General features: G+C 70.7%; 13 protein-coding genes. 9 read left to right on the forward strand and 4 right to left on the reverse strand.

Going from position 1 to position 16,567, the window contains the following annotated elements:
* Positions 1–229: 229 nt before the first annotated feature.
* From AC1MGR_RS21930 to AC1MGR_RS21950, 5 genes are read left to right on the forward strand one after another with little or no spacing between them, the layout of a single operon-like run.
* Positions 230–2,113 (forward strand): extracellular solute-binding protein, encoded by a 1,884-nt coding sequence (locus tag AC1MGR_RS21930; protein ID WP_480234867.1) that lies wholly within the window; start codon positions 230–232, stop codon positions 2,111–2,113.
* A complete protein-coding gene (locus AC1MGR_RS21935; RefSeq protein WP_480232941.1) occupies positions 2,110–3,969 on the forward strand; it encodes an extracellular solute-binding protein in 1,860 nt (619 codons plus the stop codon). The genes AC1MGR_RS21930 and AC1MGR_RS21935 overlap by 4 nt, the downstream gene beginning before the upstream one ends.
* A gap of 9 nt (positions 3,970–3,978) precedes the next feature.
* Entirely contained in the window at positions 3,979–5,082 is a 1,104-nt protein-coding gene (locus tag AC1MGR_RS21940) for a microcin C ABC transporter permease YejB (protein ID WP_056212538.1), read from the forward strand.
* Complete coding sequence (locus AC1MGR_RS21945) at positions 5,079–5,582, forward strand: GNAT family N-acetyltransferase (protein ID WP_108039863.1); 504 nt, start codon at positions 5,079–5,081, stop codon at positions 5,580–5,582. The genes AC1MGR_RS21940 and AC1MGR_RS21945 overlap by 4 nt, the downstream gene beginning before the upstream one ends.
* 43 nt (positions 5,583–5,625) lie before the next feature.
* Positions 5,626–6,516 (forward strand): alpha/beta fold hydrolase, encoded by an 891-nt coding sequence (locus tag AC1MGR_RS21950; RefSeq protein WP_480232942.1) that lies wholly within the window; start codon positions 5,626–5,628, stop codon positions 6,514–6,516.
* A gap of 163 nt (positions 6,517–6,679) precedes the next feature.
* Here the strand turns inward: AC1MGR_RS21950 and AC1MGR_RS21955 are convergent, their stop codons facing one another.
* Genes AC1MGR_RS21955 through AC1MGR_RS21970 form a run of 4 tightly spaced genes read right to left on the reverse strand, consistent with a single transcriptional unit; the run spans position 6,680 to position 13,566 of the window.
* A complete protein-coding gene (locus AC1MGR_RS21955) occupies positions 6,680–8,764 on the reverse strand; it encodes a hypothetical protein (protein WP_480232943.1) in 2,085 nt (694 codons plus the stop codon).
* A gap of 28 nt (positions 8,765–8,792) precedes the next feature.
* Positions 8,793–11,612 carry a DUF4159 domain-containing protein gene (locus tag AC1MGR_RS21960; RefSeq protein ID WP_480232944.1) on the reverse strand — a complete coding sequence of 940 codons (2,820 nt, stop codon included), beginning with the start codon at positions 11,610–11,612 and terminating at the stop codon, positions 8,793–8,795.
* A 10-nt stretch (positions 11,613–11,622) separates the two neighbouring features.
* The gene (locus AC1MGR_RS21965; RefSeq protein ID WP_108039870.1) at positions 11,623–12,558 is read right to left on the reverse strand and encodes a DUF58 domain-containing protein; all 936 of its coding nucleotides are present in this window, start codon (positions 12,556–12,558) and stop codon (positions 11,623–11,625) included.
* 3 nt (positions 12,559–12,561) lie between these two features.
* The gene (locus AC1MGR_RS21970) at positions 12,562–13,566 is read right to left on the reverse strand and encodes an AAA family ATPase (RefSeq protein WP_480232945.1); all 1,005 of its coding nucleotides are present in this window, start codon (positions 13,564–13,566) and stop codon (positions 12,562–12,564) included.
* A gap of 241 nt (positions 13,567–13,807) precedes the next feature.
* On the opposite strand from AC1MGR_RS21970, the gene AC1MGR_RS21975 reads away from it, so the two are divergent.
* The 4 genes from AC1MGR_RS21975 (at position 13,808) to AC1MGR_RS21990 (ending at position 16,551) form a co-directional block, all read left to right on the forward strand.
* Complete coding sequence (locus tag AC1MGR_RS21975) at positions 13,808–14,386, forward strand: DUF1285 domain-containing protein (RefSeq protein ID WP_480232946.1); 579 nt, start codon at positions 13,808–13,810, stop codon at positions 14,384–14,386.
* The gene (locus AC1MGR_RS21980) at positions 14,383–15,024 is read left to right on the forward strand and encodes a CoA pyrophosphatase (protein ID WP_480232947.1); all 642 of its coding nucleotides are present in this window, start codon (positions 14,383–14,385) and stop codon (positions 15,022–15,024) included. Before AC1MGR_RS21975 ends, AC1MGR_RS21980 begins: the two co-directional genes overlap by 4 nt.
* A 34-nt stretch (positions 15,025–15,058) precedes the next feature.
* Complete coding sequence (locus AC1MGR_RS21985) at positions 15,059–15,316, forward strand: DUF6111 family protein (RefSeq protein ID WP_108039877.1); 258 nt, start codon at positions 15,059–15,061, stop codon at positions 15,314–15,316.
* 62 nt (positions 15,317–15,378) lie between these two features.
* Positions 15,379–16,551, forward strand: a complete 1,173-nt coding sequence (locus AC1MGR_RS21990; protein ID WP_480232948.1) for a CCA tRNA nucleotidyltransferase — start codon at positions 15,379–15,381, stop codon at positions 16,549–16,551.
* The last annotated feature ends 16 nt before the right edge of the window (positions 16,552–16,567 follow it).

Raw genomic sequence — 16,567 nt, forward strand, 5'->3', positions numbered from 1 at the left:
ACGGAGCCAACAAGGCCGGGCCATCGCCCGGCCTTTTCGTTTGGCGATCCTGGTTTGGCAATCCTGCGCACGGAGACATCGTCTTGGGCTCCAGCGCGTACGCACTCGCTGATCCTGCGCGCACGCGCCCGGTTGGCGTTCGCCGCCGGTCCGTCCTAGAACACCCGCCTGCCGTCGCCGGTGCGGCGGCGGAACCGCGACCCCGGAATCCGGAGACCGCCTGCCCGTGATGCGAATTGCCCTGATCGGACGCCTCGTCGCCGCCCTCGCCTTCCTGGCCTGTGGCCTGCCCGCCCGGGCCGCCCCCGATCCGGATCCCGCCGCGCCCAAAGGCGCCTGGATGCCGGCGATCACGCTGATGGGCGAACCGAAATACGGCCCCGACTTCAAGCATTTCGACTATGCCGACCCGAACGCGCCGAAGGGCGGCCTCGTGCGCCTCGGCGCCCAGGGCGGGTTCGACAACTTCAACTACGTGGTCTCGGGGCTGAAGGGCGATCTCGAGGGCGGGGTCGTCCAGATCTACGATACCCTGATGACGGAATCGGCCGATGAACCGTTCACCTCCTACGGCCTCCTGGCCGATGGCGTTCGCCTCGCCGCTGATCTGTCCGCCGTCTCCTATCGGTTGCGCGAGGGCGCACGCTGGCATGACGGCCAGCCGGTGACGCCCGAAGACGTGGTCTGGTCCTTCGAGGTCCTGAAGGCCAACAGCCCATTCTATTCGGCCTATTACCAGACCGTGACTAAGGCCGCCGTCACCGGTCCGCGCGAGGTGACCTTCACCTTCTCGGAGGCCGGCAATCGCGAACTGCCGCAGGTGCTCGGCCAGCTCCGGGTGTTGCCCAAGCACTGGTGGACCGGCACCGACGCGCAGGGGCGGCCACGCGACGTCACGCAGACCGCCCTGGAGATCCCCCTGGGCTCCGGCCCCTACCGTCTGGCGAAGTTCGAGGCCGGCCGCAGCGCCACCTACGAGCGGGTGGCGGATTACTGGGGCAAGGACCTGCCGGTGAATGTCGGCCGCAACAACTTCGCCACCATGCGCAACGAGTACTTTCGCGATGCGACGGTGCTGATCGAGGCGCTGAAGGGGGACCTGTTCGACTTCCGGGCCGAGAACGTGGCCCGCAACTGGGCCACGGCCTACGACAATTTTCCCGCCGTGAAGGACGGCCGCCTGATCAAGGAGGAGTTCCCCGATCGCGGCAACGGCAACATGCAGGCCTTCGTGCTCAATACCCGCCGGGCGAAGTTCGCCGATCCGCGGGTGCGCCGGGCCTTCAACCTCGCGATGAACTTCGAGGAGATGAACCGGTCGCTGTTCTTCGGCCTCTACAAGCGGATCGACTCCTACTACTTCGGCTCGGAGCTGGCCTCGTCCGGCCTGCCCGAGGGCGACGAGCTTGCGATCCTGGAGGGCGTGAAGGACAAGGTCCCGGCCTCGGTCTTCACCACGCCCTACACGAACCCCGTCAACGGAACGCCGGACGCGGTGCGGGCCAACCTGCGGGAGGCCGTCGGCCTTCTGAAGGAGGCCGGCTACGAGCTGCGCAACGGTCAGATGACCGACGTGAAGAGCGGCGAGCCGCTCACCGTCGAGTTCCTGGAATTCCAGAGCGTGTTCGAACGGGTCGTGCTACCTTACGCGGCACAGCTCAAGCTGATCGGCATCAACAGCACCCTGCGGGTCATCGACCAGGCCCAGTACCAGAACCGCCTGCGGGCCTTCGACTTCGACATCACGACGAGTTCGTGGCCGGAATCTCTTTCCCCGGGCAACGAACAGCGTGAGTACTGGGGCTCGGCCTCCGCCGACAAGGCCGGTTCGCGCAACCTGATCGGCATCAAGGATCCGGCCGTCGATGCCCTGATCGAGAAGGTGATCTTCGCGAAGGATCGCCCCGGCGTGCTGGCGGCGACCCACGCCCTCGACAGGGTGCTGCTCGCCCACAACTTCGTCGTGCCGCAATGGGGCTCGAACGTCTCGCGCACCCTGCGCTGGAACCGCTTCGGGCATCCGGCGGTACTGCCGAAATACGGCAGCTCGGGCTTCCCCGCGACCTGGTGGTACGACGAGGCCCTAGCCGCCAAGACCGGGTCGCCGCGATGAGCGTCGGGCCGACCCGGCGCGCCGTCGTCGCGGGCGCCGGCGCCCTCGGGGCCACGCTGGTGCTGCCGCCTCCCGCCCGGGCGGCGACCCGGACCAGCCACGGCCTGTCGAGCTTCGGCGACCTGAAGTACCCGGCCGATTTCCCGAACTTCGACTACGTCAACCCGGATGCCCCGCGGGGGGGCCGCTTCTCGGCGCAGCTCGCCTCCACCCTGGGCAACCAGGCCTCGGACACCTTCAACACCCTGAACATCTACGTCCTGCGCGGCGACGGCGCCGCCGGCATGAACCTGACCTTCGACTCGCTCATGGTGCGGGCGCTGGACGAGCCGGACGCGCTCTACGGCCTCCTCGCCCGGTCGGTGGAGATCTCCGAGGACGGGCTGACCTACCGCTTCGCCCTGAGGCCGCAGGCCCGCTTCCACGACGGCGCGCGTCTGACCGCCCACGACGTGGCGGCGTCGATGCGCCTCCTGAAGGAGAAGGGCCATCCCGAGATCTCGCAGGTGATCCGCGACCTCGCCGAGGCCGTCGCCGAGGACGACGGCACGGTGACCCTGCGCTTCGCCCCCGGCCGCAGTCGCGACCTGCCCCTCTTCGTCGCCACCCTGCCGGTGTTCTCGGCCGCCTACTACGCCAAGCGCGACTTCGAGGCGTCCTCCCTGGAGCCGCCGCTCGGGTCCGGCCCCTATCAGGTCAGCCGCCTGGAGGCGGGCCGCTTCATCGAGCTGGAGCGGGTGAAGGATTACTGGGCCGCCGAGCTGCCTGTGAATGTCGGCCAGAACAACTTCGACGCCATCCGGTACGAGTATTTCCGCGATCGGCAGGTGGCGTTCGAGGCGTTCAAGGGCGGCGCCTTCACCTTCCGTGAGGAATTCACCGCCCGGGTCTGGGCCACGGGCTACGACTTCCCTGCCGTGCAGGAGGGCCGCGTCCGCAAGGAGGTGGTGCCCGATGCCCGCCCCTCGGGCACGCAGGGCTGGTGGATGAACACCCGCCGCGAGGCCTTTCGCGATCCCCGGGTGCGCGAGGCGATCGGCCTGTGCTTCGACTTCAACTGGTCGAACGCCAACCTGATGTACGGCGCCTATATCCGCACAGCCTCCTACTTCGAGAATTCGGACTTGAAGGCTGCCGGCCGGCCGGCACCGGAGGAGCTGGCCCTCCTCGACCCCATGCGGGGCGACCTGCCGGCGGAGGTCTTCGGCGAGGCCTGGAGTCCGCCGAGTTCCGATGGTTCGGGCCAGGACCGCGCCCTGCTCAGCCGGGCCGTGGCCCTGCTGCGGGAGGCTGGCTGCACCCGCGACGGCGGCGTGATCCGGCTACCCTCCGGCAAGCCGCTGGAGATCGAGTTTCTCGACAACGACCCGGTATTCCAGCCGGTGACGCAGCCCTTCATCCGCAATCTCGGGCTGATCGGCATCCGCGCCAGCATCCGGCTGGTCGATCCCTCGCAGTATCAGGCCAGGGTCAAGGACTTCGACTTCGATTTAACCGCGCGTCGCTTCGGGTCCGGGCTCACCCCGGGGCCGGAATTGCGCGAGGCCTACGGGTCGCGCGCCGCCGGCACGCCCGGGTCGAACAATCTGGCGGGTATCGCCAGCCCCGCCATCGATGCCCTGATCGAGCGCGTGACGGAGGCGACCTCCCGCGCCGACATGATCCACGCCGCGCGCGCCCTCGACCGGGTGCTGCGGGCCGGACGCTACTGGGTGCCCATGTGGTACAAGGCCGACCACCGGCTGGCCCTCTGGGATGTCTATGGCCGCCCGGCCAAGGGGCCGACCTACGATCTCGGCGTGCCGAACGTCTGGTGGTACGATGCCGCCAAGGCCCGGCGCATCGGCCGAACCTGAGGGACACCCGTGCTCGGCTACATCCTGCGCCGCATCGCGCTCATGGTCCCGACTATCTTCGGGATCATGCTCATCACCTTCGTCATCGTGCAGTTCGCCCCCGGCGGCCCGGTGGAGCGGGTGCTGGCCCAGCTCCAGGGCCAGAACGAGGGTAGCCTGTCGCGGGTGACCGGCGGCGCCGGCGACCTCGGTGGCGCCGCACGCAGCGGCGGTGGGGGCGAGGCCAATGCCCGCTATCGTGGGGCGCAGGGGCTCGACCCGGCCTTCATCAAGAAGCTCGAGCAGCAATTCGGCTTCGACAAACCGGCGCCCGAGCGCTTCGCCAAGATGATCTGGGACTACGTCCGGTTCGACTTCGGCAACAGCTATTTTCGCGACGTCTCGGTCCTGCAACTGATCCGCGAGCGGCTGCCGGTGTCGATCTCGCTCGGCCTCTGGATGACGCTGATCTCCTACGCGATCTCGATTCCGCTCGGCATCCGCAAGGCCGTGCATGACGGCTCGCGCTTCGACCTCTGGACCTCGACCGTCGTCATCATCGGCTACGCGATCCCGAGCTTCCTCTTCGGCATCGCGCTGATCATCCTGTTCGCGGGCGGCTCCTTCGTGCAGATCTTCCCGATCCGGGGCCTCACCAGCGAGAACTTCGAGTCCCTGAGCCTGTGGGGCAAGGTGGTCGACTACGCCTGGCACATGACGCTTCCGCTGGCGGCGCTGGTGCTCGGCGCCTTCGCGACCTCGACCCTGCTGACCAAGAACTCCTTCCTCGACGAGATCCGCAAGCAATATGTGCTCACGGCCCGGATGAAGGGCCTGTCCGAGCGCCGGGTTCTCTACGGCCACGTCTTCCGCAACGCGATGCTCATCGTGATCGCGGGCTTTCCCGCGGCTTTCATCTCGGCCTTCTTCACCGGTTCACTGCTGATCGAGACGATCTTCTCCCTGGATGGCCTCGGGCTCCTGTCCTTCACCTCGATCGTCGGGCGCGACTACCCGGTGGTGTTCGCGACCCTGTACATCTTTTCCCTGCTCGGCCTGGCGGTGAACCTGCTCTCCGACCTGATCTACACGTGGATCGACCCGCGCATCGACTTCTCGGCGCGGGCAACGTGACCACCCTCCCCCTCGTCATCCGACATGAGCACGCTGGCGACGCCGAGGCGATCGAGCGTCTCCATGCCCGCGCCTTCGGTCCCGGCCGCTTTGCCCGCACCGCCTACCGCCTGCGCGAGGGCACGGTACCGGTGGCCGAGCTCTGCTTCACCGCCCTGGTGGCGACCTATCTCGTCGGCTCGGTGCGCGTGGGGCCGGCCGAGGCGGGCGATCGCCTCCTCGTGCTCGGGCCGCTCACCGTCGATCCGAGCTTCGAGGGCCGCGGCATCGGGGCTGCCCTGATGACGGCCTGCCTCGATGCGGCGACCGCCGCCGGACACGGCCTCGTCGTCCTGATCGGCGACGCGCCCTATTACCGGCGCTTCGGCTTCTCCCCGATCCCGCCCGGACGCCTCGTCCCGCCTTCCCCCGTCGACCCGGCCCGCTTCCTCTGGCGCGAGCTCCGGCCCAGCGCGGCCGCTACGATCTCCGGGAACGTGACCGCCCTCCGCCGGCGTTGACCCCGCCGAGGGCGTCGACCGGCGCCGGCAGGGACCACACTCGATGGATGATTCCGCGATCCGACACGACACGATCACGGCGAACGGGGTGGCGCTCCACGTGGCGCGACTGGGGCGCGGCCGCCCCCTGGTTCTGCTGCACGGCTGGCCGGAATTCTGGCTGACCTGGGAGCCGGTGATGCGGCGCCTCGCCGACCGTTTCGAGCTGATCGCCCCGGACCTGCGAGGCTTCGGCGCCAGCGAGAAGCCCGACCTCAACCCATCCGACAAGGCCGGCGCCGACGTGCATGCCGCCGATATCGTCGCGTTGCTTGATGCCCTCGGTATCCCCCGGGCCGGTATCGTCGGCCACGATGTCGGGGCCTACGTGGTCCAGGCCCTGGGTCGGACCGCGCCGGAGCGGCTGACCGGGCTGTTCACCTTCGATTGCCCCTATCCGGGCATCGGCCCGCGCCTCGCCGTCCCTGAGATGCTCGTTGAGATCTGGTACCAGTCCTACCACGTGAAGCCCTTCGCGGCGGCCCAGGTCGGGGCCTCGCGCGAGGGCTGCCGGCTCTATATCGGCCATTTCCTGCGTCACTGGGCCGGCGGCAACCCGGCCGCCTTCGACGACGTGCTGGAGAGCTTCGTCGACAACTTCCTGGCGCCCGGCAACTTGCAGGGCGGCTTCAACTGGTACGTCAGCGCCCAGGAGGGGCGCCTGGCCATGATCCGCGGCGAGGCCCCACGCCTGCCGCCGATCACCGTTCCCACCGGCATCCGCTGGGGCGATCGCGATCCACTGTTCCCCTATGCCTGGACCGACCGCCTCGGCGAGACCTTCGCGGAACTCGATCTCGCGCCATTTCCGGGCGTCGGCCACTTCCCGCACCGGGAGGACCCCGACCGGGCCGCGGCCGAGATCGCGCGGTTCTTCGAAGGGCTGCCGGACTGATCTGCGTCGGTGTCGCTTCGACCACGTCATCCTTCTTCCCCCTGCGGGAGAAGGTGGCCCGCGAAGCGGGACGGATGAGGGGAGCGACCTTTTCGGATAGGGCTTCCCCTCTCCTGGTCGCTCCGCGACCCCCTCCCCCGCAGAGGGGGGAGAGTCGGTTACCCTACGCCGCTCGGCCGCGACGTCCTTCCACCAGCCACATCGCCAGCACGGCGGCCGCCAGGGCGGCGAGCGCCCATAGGCCGAGGGCCAGCGGATAAACCTCGACGCCCCGGATATTGGCGCTGTCGCTCGGGCGGAAGCCGATCCAGTCGGCCCCGCTGAGGCGGCCGCTACGGACCGATTGCAGGCGCGGCACCACGGTGCCGCCGCCGGCCTCCGCGACCCGGCGGATCGAGCCGCCGGTACCCTCCGCCAGAGCCTTCAGGCGCTCGGTGTCGCTGAAGACGTCGGCGAGCTCGCGTGGATTCGGCGGACCGACGCTCACGAAGGCGACGAGATTGCCCGAGCGCAGGGTGTGCAGGCCGAGTTCGGCCGCCTCGAAGGTCGTCGCGAACAGGCCCGGCTCGCCCTGCGTTAGGGTCAGGGTGCGCTGGTTGCCGGTCGGACCCGTGACGGTGACGGGCTCCACGGTGTCGGCCATGGTCTGGCGCTCGACGCGGACCTCGCGGCCATGCCCGGTGGTCTGGGCCCGCAGGGCCTCCTCCTCCAGGGCCGGCTCCTTCATGAGCCAGTGCCCGAGGCGGCGCAGCAGGTCGAGATAGGGGCCGCCCTCCTGGTAGCCGCGGGCCCAGAGCCAGGCGTGGTCGGACAGGAGAAGCGCCACCCGCCCCTTTTCCTCGCGCGACAGGGCCAGGAGCGGCAGGGCGTTCGGCCCCTGCAGGATCGGCTGGATGCCGGGCTTCACCTGCGCGGAGACGATGCGCAGCCAGTCGCCCCAGGCCGGCGGCGAAGCCTCCGAACCGGGCAGCGCCCGGGTGACCGGATGGCGGTTACCGATGGCCGTGAGGGCCGCCTTGTAAGGCTGCTCGACCACCCGCCCGTTGGGCTCGCCCGGCAGGATCGCGGCGAGGCGTGTGCGCGACAGGCTCGAGGGTGAGGCAAATTCGGGACCCGCCGCGATCAGCAGGGCGCCGCCTTCGCGGACGTAGCGGACGATGTTGTCGAAATAGGCCGAGGGCAACACGCTCTGGTTCGCGTAGCGGTCGAAGATGATCAGGTCGAAATCCTTGATCTTCTGAACGAACAGCTCGCGCGTCGGAAAGGCGATCAGGGACAGTTCGGAGATCGGGGTGCCATCCTGCTTCTCGGGCGGGCGCAGGATGGTGAAGTGTACGAGGTCGACATTCGCGTCGGACTTCAGGAGGTTGCGCCAGGTGCGCTCGCCCTGGTGAGGCTCACCCGAGACGAGGAGCACCCTCAACTTCTCGCGGATGCCCTCGATGGGCAGGACTGCACGGTTGTTGATGGTGGTGAGCTCGCCCGGGAGCGGCTCCACCTCGATCTCGACCACGTTCGGGCCGCCATGCTCGATCCGCATGGTCAGGGAGAAGGGCTGGCCGGTCGGGAAGGTCCGGCGGCCGACCTCCTCGCCGTCGCGGCGCACGGTGAGGGTGGCGCTGCCGGTGCCGCCACGCTCCATCACCTCGGCCCGGATGGTCAGGTCGCGTCCGACGATGCCGAAGCGCGGTGCCTCGATCAGCTTGATCTGCCGGTCGCGCTCGTCCGGATGGCCGGTGACGAGGACGTGGAGCGGCCCCTTCAGGCCCAGGGCCGCCACCGAAGCCGGAATGTCGTGGACCACGCCGTCGGTCAGCATGACGACGCCCGCAAGGCGCTCGGCCGGCACGTCCGCCAGCGCCTGCGACAGGGCCGTGAACAGCCGGGTGCCCTCGTCGCCCTCCTTGGCGTCGGGAACGTCGATGAAGCGCGGCTCGATGTTGGTCAGGGCGCCGAAGCGACGCTGCAACTCCGCGCGCACCGCATCGGTCATGGCTGGCCGGTCGCCGAGGCCCTGCGAGGCCGAGCGGTCGACCACGATGGCGGCGATGTCCTTCACCGGCTCACGGTCCTCGCGCACCAGGGACGGGTTGGCGATCGCGAGGAGAACCAGCGCCAGAACGAGCGCCCTCAGGATCGCGGTGCGGCCCCGGGCCAGGACGGCCAGGACGGCGAAGACCGCGACGAGGACGCCGAAGCCGATCAGCACCGGCCAGGGCACCAGGGGGGTGAAGCTGAGGCTCAGCATGGGCGGATGGCCTCCGATACAGGGAACGTCACTGGCCCAGCCGCTCCAGCAGCGCCGGGACGTGAACCTGATCGGCCTTGTAGTTGCCGGTGAGGGTGTAGATCACGAAATTGATGCCGCCGCGGAAGGCCATCTCGCGCTGGCGCTGGTCGCCGCCGACGATGGGGTAGAGCGGCTCGCCGCGCTTGCCCACCGCCCATGCGGCCGCGAGGTCGTTGCTCGTGATGACGATGGGCGAGACGCCGTCGCCGGCGCGCGCGGGACGACGTTCGGAGCCTTCCCCCGCCGGCGGCAGGGTCTCGACCCAGGTCTGGCCTGTGGCGTAGCGGCCCGGGAAATTGTCGACCAGGTAGAAGGCCTTGGTCAGCACGTGATCGGGCGGCACCGGCTCGAGTTCGGGGACCTCCAGGGTCGCCAGCATCTTGCGGAGATAGGCGCCCTCCGGCGTCGGCGGGCCGCCCGGCCGCGCGGTGAGCGCGTCGCGGGTGTCGAAGATCACGGTGCCGCCGTTGCGCATGAAGGCGTCGATACGCCGGATCGCGGTCTCGCTCGGCTGCGGCCGCCCAGCGACGATGGGCCAGTAGATCAGCGGGTAGAAGGCGAGTTCGTCCTTCGCGGGATCGATCCCGATCGGGTCGCCCGGCTCCAGGGCCGTACGGCTCGCCAGCATCTGCGTCAGGCCGGAGAGGCCGGCCCGGCTCGCGGTGTCCGCCGCTTCGTCGCCGGTGATCACGTAGGCGAGCCGTGTGGCCAGGGCCGAGTCGAAGGCGCCCGCGCGCACCGGCGGGGCCGGCTGGGCCCGTACCGGCACGGGCGTGCCGATCAGCGCGCCGAGCGCCAGCCCGGTGAAGAAGAGTGCGGCCGGCCGCGAGACGAAGCCCCGTCCGCGCCGCAGGAAGCCGCCGAGCCAGAGGCCCGCGAGGGTGTCGAGGATGAGGAGCATCAGGGCCAGGGTGAAGAAGGTGGCGCGCAGATCGAGTGTCTCGGCACCGGCGAGCGAGCCGAGGCGGGCGCCGGACAGGGCCGCGAAATCGAGGGGCCTCAACCGGTCCGTCGCCGCGAGGGCGTTGACCGCGATGCCGCCGTCGGCCGGTCCGTAGAAGCCCGGTGGGTGCTCCAGGGTCGCCCGATCGCCGTAATCGGCAGAGACCGCGGTGGCGCCGGCCGGCGGTGCGCCGAGGGCGCCGAAGCCGTCGAGGGTGAGACGCGGCGCGAGCACGGCCGTCGCCCGCGCGCCGGCATCGCCCGCCGGCAGCGCCTTGGCGCCGGCGAGATTCACCACCCGGCGCAGCATGTCGATGAACAGGCCCGACAGGGGCAGGTTCGACCAGGTGGTGTCGGCGGTGACGTGAAAGAGCACGACGAGGCCCTGGCCGCGCTTCTGCGCCGTGACGATCGGGGTGCCGTCCTGGAGGGACGCCCAGGTCCGGCCCGGCAGGTCGCCGTCGGGCTCGGCCAGGATCTGCCGGCGCACGCCGATATCGGCAGGCGGTGTCAAGCCGGCGAAGGGACTCTCGGGAGCGAAGGGCGCCAGGGTCTTGGGGCTGTCCCAGGAGAGGGTGCCGCCGAGGGTGCGGCCGCCGCGGCGCAGGCGCACCGGCACGAGGGGATCGTTGCCGGCGGCGAGGCGGGGCCCGGCGAAGCGCAGCAGGAGGCCGCCCTCGTCGACGAACTGCTCGACCCGGGCGAGCGTCGGACCGTCGAGGGCACCGACATCGGCCAGGACGAGGACCGAGACCTGGTTGTCGAGGAGTTGCCCGATGGATTCCGCGATGCCCTTGGCGCCCCGGGGCTCCTGCACGTCGGCGTAGGGACTGAGCGCGCGCGACAGGTAGTAGGTCGGCGCCAGCAGCGGCTGAGCCTGATCGCTGGTCCCGCCGAAGACGAGGCCGACGCGGCGGCGCTTGCCGCGTTCGTCCACCAGGGTCACGGCCCCGGCCGAGCGCTCGGCCGCGACCTCGATCCGGCTGATGCTGTTGCGCAGCTCCACCGGCAGGTCGAACCCGATGTCGGCCTCGGTGGCGTCAGGCCCGAAGGTGAAGGCGTGCTCGGCCAGGGGCAGGCCCTTCTGGTCAACGGCGCGCACGAGGCCGGTATCGCGGCCGTTCGGTGCTGCGCGCAGGACATGCGCGGTGAGCTGGCCGCTGGCTTCCGCGGCCGAGAGCGCGAGGGCCGGCGGCTGGTCGGCCTTCAGGATGGTGAGCGCGGCTCCGGTTCGGCCGACTAGGTCCGCGAGGCTCTTGCCGAACGTCTCCTCGCCCGGTCCGGCCACGCCGTCGCTGATCCAGAGGATCGCCGTGCTCCGGTTGCGATCGAGGAAGGCGGTCAGGGAGGCCAAGTGCGCGGCGCGGTCGGCGAGGTGCGGACGCGGCGCGATGGCGCGCAGGCGTTCCAGGGCGGCGGCCGGCACCCGGGACTCCAGGGCCGCCGCCGGCTCGGCCAGGGCCGTCACAGCTACCGGCCGGCCGTCGCGGGCCGCGCTCTCGATCGCGTCGGTGGCCACCCGCAGGCGGTCGCGCCAGTCGTGAGCGGCGGTGAAACCGTTGTCGAGAACGACGAGGAGCGGCGTCCGCCCCGTGGCGGCGCCGGTGCCGGAGGGGTTCCAGACAGGGCCGGACACCGCCAGGATCAGGCAGGCGGCGGCGAGGATGCGCAGGATCAGCAGCCAGGGCGGTGTCCGGGCTGGCGTCTCGCGCTTCCCCATCAGGTCGGCCATGATCCGCAGGGGCGGGAAGTCGATGCGGCGCGGCCGCGGCGGGGTCACCCGCAGCAGAAACCAGAGCGCCGGCAGGGCGACGAGCGCGGCGAGCGCCAGGGGCGCGGCGAAGGTGAGGGGTAATCCGAGCATGCGGCGATCCTCAGCCGGTCCCGCGCGCCGCGGCGACGAGGGTCAGGAGGCGCAGGGCCGCCTCGCTCGCCGGACGGTCGGTGCGATGGATCGTCAGGGTCCAGCCCTGGGTCCGGGCGATTTCCGCGAGGCGGTCGCGATGGGCGGCGATCCGAACCCGGTAGGCCTCGCCCCAGGCCCCGGCATCCCCGACATTGAGGCTGAGCTTCGATTCGAGATCGTGCAGGACCGCCTGCCCCGTGAACGGGAAGGTCTCCTCCACAGGATCGACGATCATCACGAGGTGGCCCCGGGTACCCCGGCCGGCAAGCCGATCCACCGACGCCTTCACGGCCTCGGGCGGCGACAGGAAGTCACTGATCAGAACGGCCTCGTCGAACCGGCCCGGCGTGGCTGACGGCGGAGCGTCGTCGTCCTGACCCTTGGCGTCGGCGACGAGGGCCTGCGCCATGGTCTCGACGATGCGGCGGGAAGCGGTGGCGCGGGTGAGGCCGAGCAGGCCAGTGCGCTCGCCACCTTCGACCAGAGCATCGGCCAGGGCAAAGCCGAGCACCAGCGCGCGTTCGACCTTGGGCGCCTGCGCCAAGTGCGAGGCGAAGCCCATGGAGGCCGAGCGGTCGATCCAGAACCAGATATTGTGGGTGGCCTCCCACTCGCGCTCGCGCACGTAGAGCCGGTCGTCCCGGGCCGAGCGGCGCCAGTCGATGCGCGCGGCGGCCTCGCCGGCGACGAAGGGCCGGAACTGCCAGAAGCTCTCGCCCGGTCCGGCCCGGCGGCGGCCGTGGATGCCATGGGCCAGCGTCGAGGACACCCGGCGGGATTCGAGGATCAGCCGCGGCATGCGCTCGGCCAGGGCGAGCGCGTTCTCGGTCTCGCGGCGTCCGGGATTGCGGGCGCTCCGGTCGAGGACCTGGGTGGCGCCGCCGCCGGGCCGGGGAATCGCCATGCCCTAGAGCTTGCCGGCAAGTTGGGCGATGAGACCCGAGATGGTCTCGCCGTCGGCGCGGGCCGCGAAGCTCAGCGCCATACGGTGCTTGAGCACGGGCTCGGCCAGTGCCTTCACGTCGGCGATGGAAGGCGCGACCCGGCCCTCGATCAGGGCACGGGCGCGCACCGCCAGGGTGAGCGCCTGGCTGGCGCGGGGGCCCGGCCCCCAGAGGAGCTTGCCCGTCAGGGCGGGATCGCCGCCGTCGGGGCGCGCAGCGCGCACGAGGTCGAGGATGGCATCCACCACCGCGTCCCCGACGGGCAGACGGCGCACGAGGCGCTGGGCCGTCAGCAGGGACTCGGTGGACATCACCGCCACCGGCTTGTGCTCGTCGACGCCCGTGGTCTCGATCAGGATGCGGCGCTCGGCGGCGCGGTCGGGGTAGCCGACGTCGATCTCCAGGAGGAAGCGGTCGAGTTGCGCCTCGGGCAGCGGATAGGTGCCCTCCTGCTCGATCGGGTTCTGGGTCGCCAGCACGTGGAAGGGGCGCGGCAGGTCATGGCGCTCGCCCGCCACGGAGACGAAGTTCTCCTGCATGGCCTGCAGCAGGGCGGACTGCGTGCGCGGGCTGGCGCGGTTGATCTCGTCCGCCATGAGGAGTTGCGTGAAGACCGGGCCCTTGACGAAGCGGAAGGAGCGGTGGCGATCGGCGTCCTCGTCCAGGATCTCGGTGCCGAGGATATCGGAGGGCATCAGGTCCGGCGTGAACTGCACCCGGCGGGCATCGAGGCCAAGGACGGTGCCGAGGGTCTCGACCAGCTTGGTCTTGGCAAGGCCAGGCAGACCGACCAGCAGGCCGTGGCCGCCGGCCAGGATCGTCACCAGGGCGAGGTCGACGACCTGCTCCTGGCCGAAGATGACCTTGTGGATCGCCTCGCGGGCCTGCCCCACCGAACCGAGACAGGCTTCCGCCGTGGCGACGATGCCGTCATCGAGGGTGGTGGCCGGCTGGGAGCCCTGAATCATGCGTGTCGGTCCTGGCTTCTCCGCGTCGGCCGTCGAGGGGCCGCGCACGGCGGGAATGCGCCATCGAGGGGCGGGCCTGGCGTCGGCCGTCTGTGGGAGAGTGTGGCGCCCTTTGCGGCACCCTGGCAAGGTCGGCGCGACGACGCAGGGTTCAGCCCTGGCGCGCGCAGACCTCGCCCGCCGCTGAGAGGACGTCGCACCGCCGTTCCCCCGTCATCCGAATGCGCTATCTTGTGATCGCATGACCGACCCGAGCCCTCCCGCCGCCGATCCGACGATCGACCGCCTCAGCGCCGCCCTCGGCGACGCGGCGCGTCGCGGTCCGCCCCCGGTGGAACGCTGGAACCCGCCCTTCTGCGGGCCGATCGACATGCGGATCGCCGCCGACGGCACCTGGCACCACGACGGCGCGCCCATCCGCCGCCCGGCCCTGGTCAAGCTCTTCGCCTCAATCCTTCGTCGCGAACCGGACGGCGGCTACGTGCTGGTCACCCCCGTGGAGAGTGTCGGCATCACGGTGGAGGATGCCCCCTTCGTGGCCGTGGAGATGGCGGTCGAGGGCGACGGTCCGGGGCGGCGCATTGCCTTCCGCACCAATGTCGACGACCTCGTGCCGGTGGATGCCGATCATGCTCTGCGCTTCGCGCAGGATGCCGGCGGCGGCCTGCGTCCCTACGTCCATGTCCGCCGCGATCTCTGGGCGCTCCTGACCCGGGCTCTGACCTTCGACCTCCTGGCCCTCGCGGAGGAGCAGGACGGCTGGCTCGGCGTGATGGCCGGCGGCACCTTTCACCGCGTCGCACCCGCCGATAGCGCATGAGGGAGAACCCTGCGCTGGCGGACCTCGTCGCCCGGGCCGCCGAGTACCTGTCCGCGGAGCCGCCGGGCGATGGCGCTCCGACGGCGAATCCGCGCGGTGACCACGACCTCGACGGAGCCGATGCAGCGGTGGTGCCGGAGCGGCCGCATCGGCGCGCGGCGGTGCTCGTGCCCGTGCTGCCTCGCGCCGACGGTCCCCACGTGCTGTTCACCGTCCGGGCCGCGCATCTGCGCGATCATTCGGGGCAGATCGCCTTCCCGGGGGGCAAGATCGACGCCGTGGATTCGAGCCCGGCCGATGCCGCCCTGCGCGAGGCTCGCGAGGAAGTCGGGCTTCCCGCCGAGGCGATCCGTGTGCTCGGCTACCTCGATCCATATCTCTCGGCCACGGGCTTCCTGGTCCTGCCCGTGCTCGGTCTCGTCGACCCGGAGGCAGACCTGTTCCTGAACCCCGACGAGGTCGCCGCGACCTTCGAGGTCCCGCTGGGCCACCTCCTCGATCCGGCCCAGCGCCGAATCGAGAGCGCGGTCTGGCGCGGTCGGCAGCGACGCTACTACGCCATCACCTACGGCGAGTTCCGGATCTGGGGCGTCACCGCCGGGATCGTCAACAACCTGCAGGAGCGCCTCTTCCCGTGACGCAGCGCCCGCCCCACCGCCATTCGAGACAGTCATGATCCGCCGCGTCCTCGAAGAGCTCCTGATCTTCCTCTCGCCGTTCCTCCTCTACGCGCTCTACCTCGCGATCCGCGGACGCCGGCCCGATCATGGCGTGCACTGGGATGGGCAGGCCTTCCGCCTGACCCTGGCGGGCATCGTCCTCGTCATCCTCTCCCTCGTGGCGACGGGACTCTTCAGCGAGCGCCACCGTGGCGGCTACGTGCCGCCCCACCTGGAGAACGGCCAAGTGGTGCCCGGGCGGTTCCAGTGAGCGAGCACGTCATCGACCAAGATGGCCTTGGCCAACTTCTCGACCGACCGGGAGTCCGTCGCGTGCTCGCCGCCCTGTCGGCAGAGGGTGAAGCGACCCGGCTCGTCGGTGGCTGCGTCCGCGATGCGCTGCTCGGGCGTGCCGGCGACGACATCGACCTGACCACCACGCTGCTGCCACCGGCGGTGATCGCCCGGGCCGAGGCGGCCGGCCTGCGCGCCATCCCGACCGGGATCGAGCACGGCACCGTCACGCTGCTCGCGGACAAGGCGGCCTTCGAGGTCACCACCCTGCGGGAGGACGTCGAAACCGACGGCCGTCACGCCGTGGTGCGGTTCGGGCGCGATTTCGCCCTCGATGCGCAGCGCCGGGATTTCACCATCAACGCGCTGTCCCTGACGCCCGATGGCAAGCTCCGCGACACGACCGGCGGAGTCGACGATCTCAGAGCGGGACGCGTTCGTTTCATCGGCGAGCCCCGGACCCGCATCCGCGAGGATGCCCTGCGCATCCTGCGTTTCTTCCGGTTCCATGCCCGCTACGGGGCCGGACCGCCCGACCCTGAAGGCCTGTCGGCTTGCATCGACGCCCGCGATGCCCTGGACGGGCTCTCGCGGGAGCGTATCCGGGCGGAATTCCTCAAGCTGCTGCTGGCGCCCGGCGTGGCCACGGCGGTCGCGACCTTGAGCGAGACCGGCCTGCTCCTGCGGCTGATCGGCGGGTTCGGGGATCGCGGACGCCTCGCCCGCGCCCTCGCAAAGGGCGAGACGACGTCCGCGATCGAACGACTGGCGGCGCTGGCGGTCTGGTCCGCTTCGGATGCCGGGCGTCTCGAGCTTGGGTTACGGCTCTCGAAGACGGACGTTGCGGCCCTCGTGGCCTATGGGCGAGCCCTCGGAGCTCTGCATGGACGGGCCATTATCGACGGTACGGAGGTTCGCCGCCTGGCCGCCGATCACGACCGCCTGGGCCTCGCCCTCGCGCGGACGAGCACCCGGGGCGAACCGACGCCGGCCCTCTCGAAGGAAGCCGACCGGTATCTCGATGATCTGGCGGATGGCCGTATCACGGCACCGACATTTCCCCTCGGAGGGGCCGATCTGGTGGCGCGGGGCGTTCGGCCCGGCCCGGAGATCGGTCGTCGGCTCGCCCGGGCCCGGGCCCGGTGGCTGGATCTCGGCTGCCCGGACGATCCGGCCGCACGCGAGGCTTTGCTCGAGCACGCGGCCGGGTAGGGTCTCGCGGCCGATC

The organism is Methylobacterium sp. BI1 (assembly GCF_056680125.1).

Bases quoted from the DNA above. Each gene is read 5' to 3' on its own strand.
- AC1MGR_RS21975 (WP_480232946.1), top strand. From the start codon at position 13,808: ATGACCGACCCGAGCCCTCCCGCCGCCGATCCGACGATCGACCGCCTC.
- AC1MGR_RS21930 (WP_480234867.1), top strand. From the start codon at position 230: ATGCGAATTGCCCTGATCGGACGCCTCGTCGCCGCCCTCGCCTTCCTG.
- AC1MGR_RS21985 (WP_108039877.1), top strand. From the start codon at position 15,059: ATGATCCGCCGCGTCCTCGAAGAGCTCCTGATCTTCCTCTCGCCGTTC.
- AC1MGR_RS21950 (WP_480232942.1), top strand. From the start codon at position 5,626: ATGGATGATTCCGCGATCCGACACGACACGATCACGGCGAACGGGGTG.
- AC1MGR_RS21935 (WP_480232941.1), top strand. From the start codon at position 2,110: ATGAGCGTCGGGCCGACCCGGCGCGCCGTCGTCGCGGGCGCCGGCGCC.
- AC1MGR_RS21955 (WP_480232943.1), bottom strand. From the start codon at position 8,764: ATGCTGAGCCTCAGCTTCACCCCCCTGGTGCCCTGGCCGGTGCTGATC.
- AC1MGR_RS21980 (WP_480232947.1), top strand. From the start codon at position 14,383: ATGAGGGAGAACCCTGCGCTGGCGGACCTCGTCGCCCGGGCCGCCGAG.
- AC1MGR_RS21970 (WP_480232945.1), bottom strand. From the start codon at position 13,566: ATGATTCAGGGCTCCCAGCCGGCCACCACCCTCGATGACGGCATCGTC.
- AC1MGR_RS21960 (WP_480232944.1), bottom strand. From the start codon at position 11,612: ATGCTCGGATTACCCCTCACCTTCGCCGCGCCCCTGGCGCTCGCCGCG.
- AC1MGR_RS21965 (WP_108039870.1), bottom strand. From the start codon at position 12,558: ATGGCGATTCCCCGGCCCGGCGGCGGCGCCACCCAGGTCCTCGACCGG.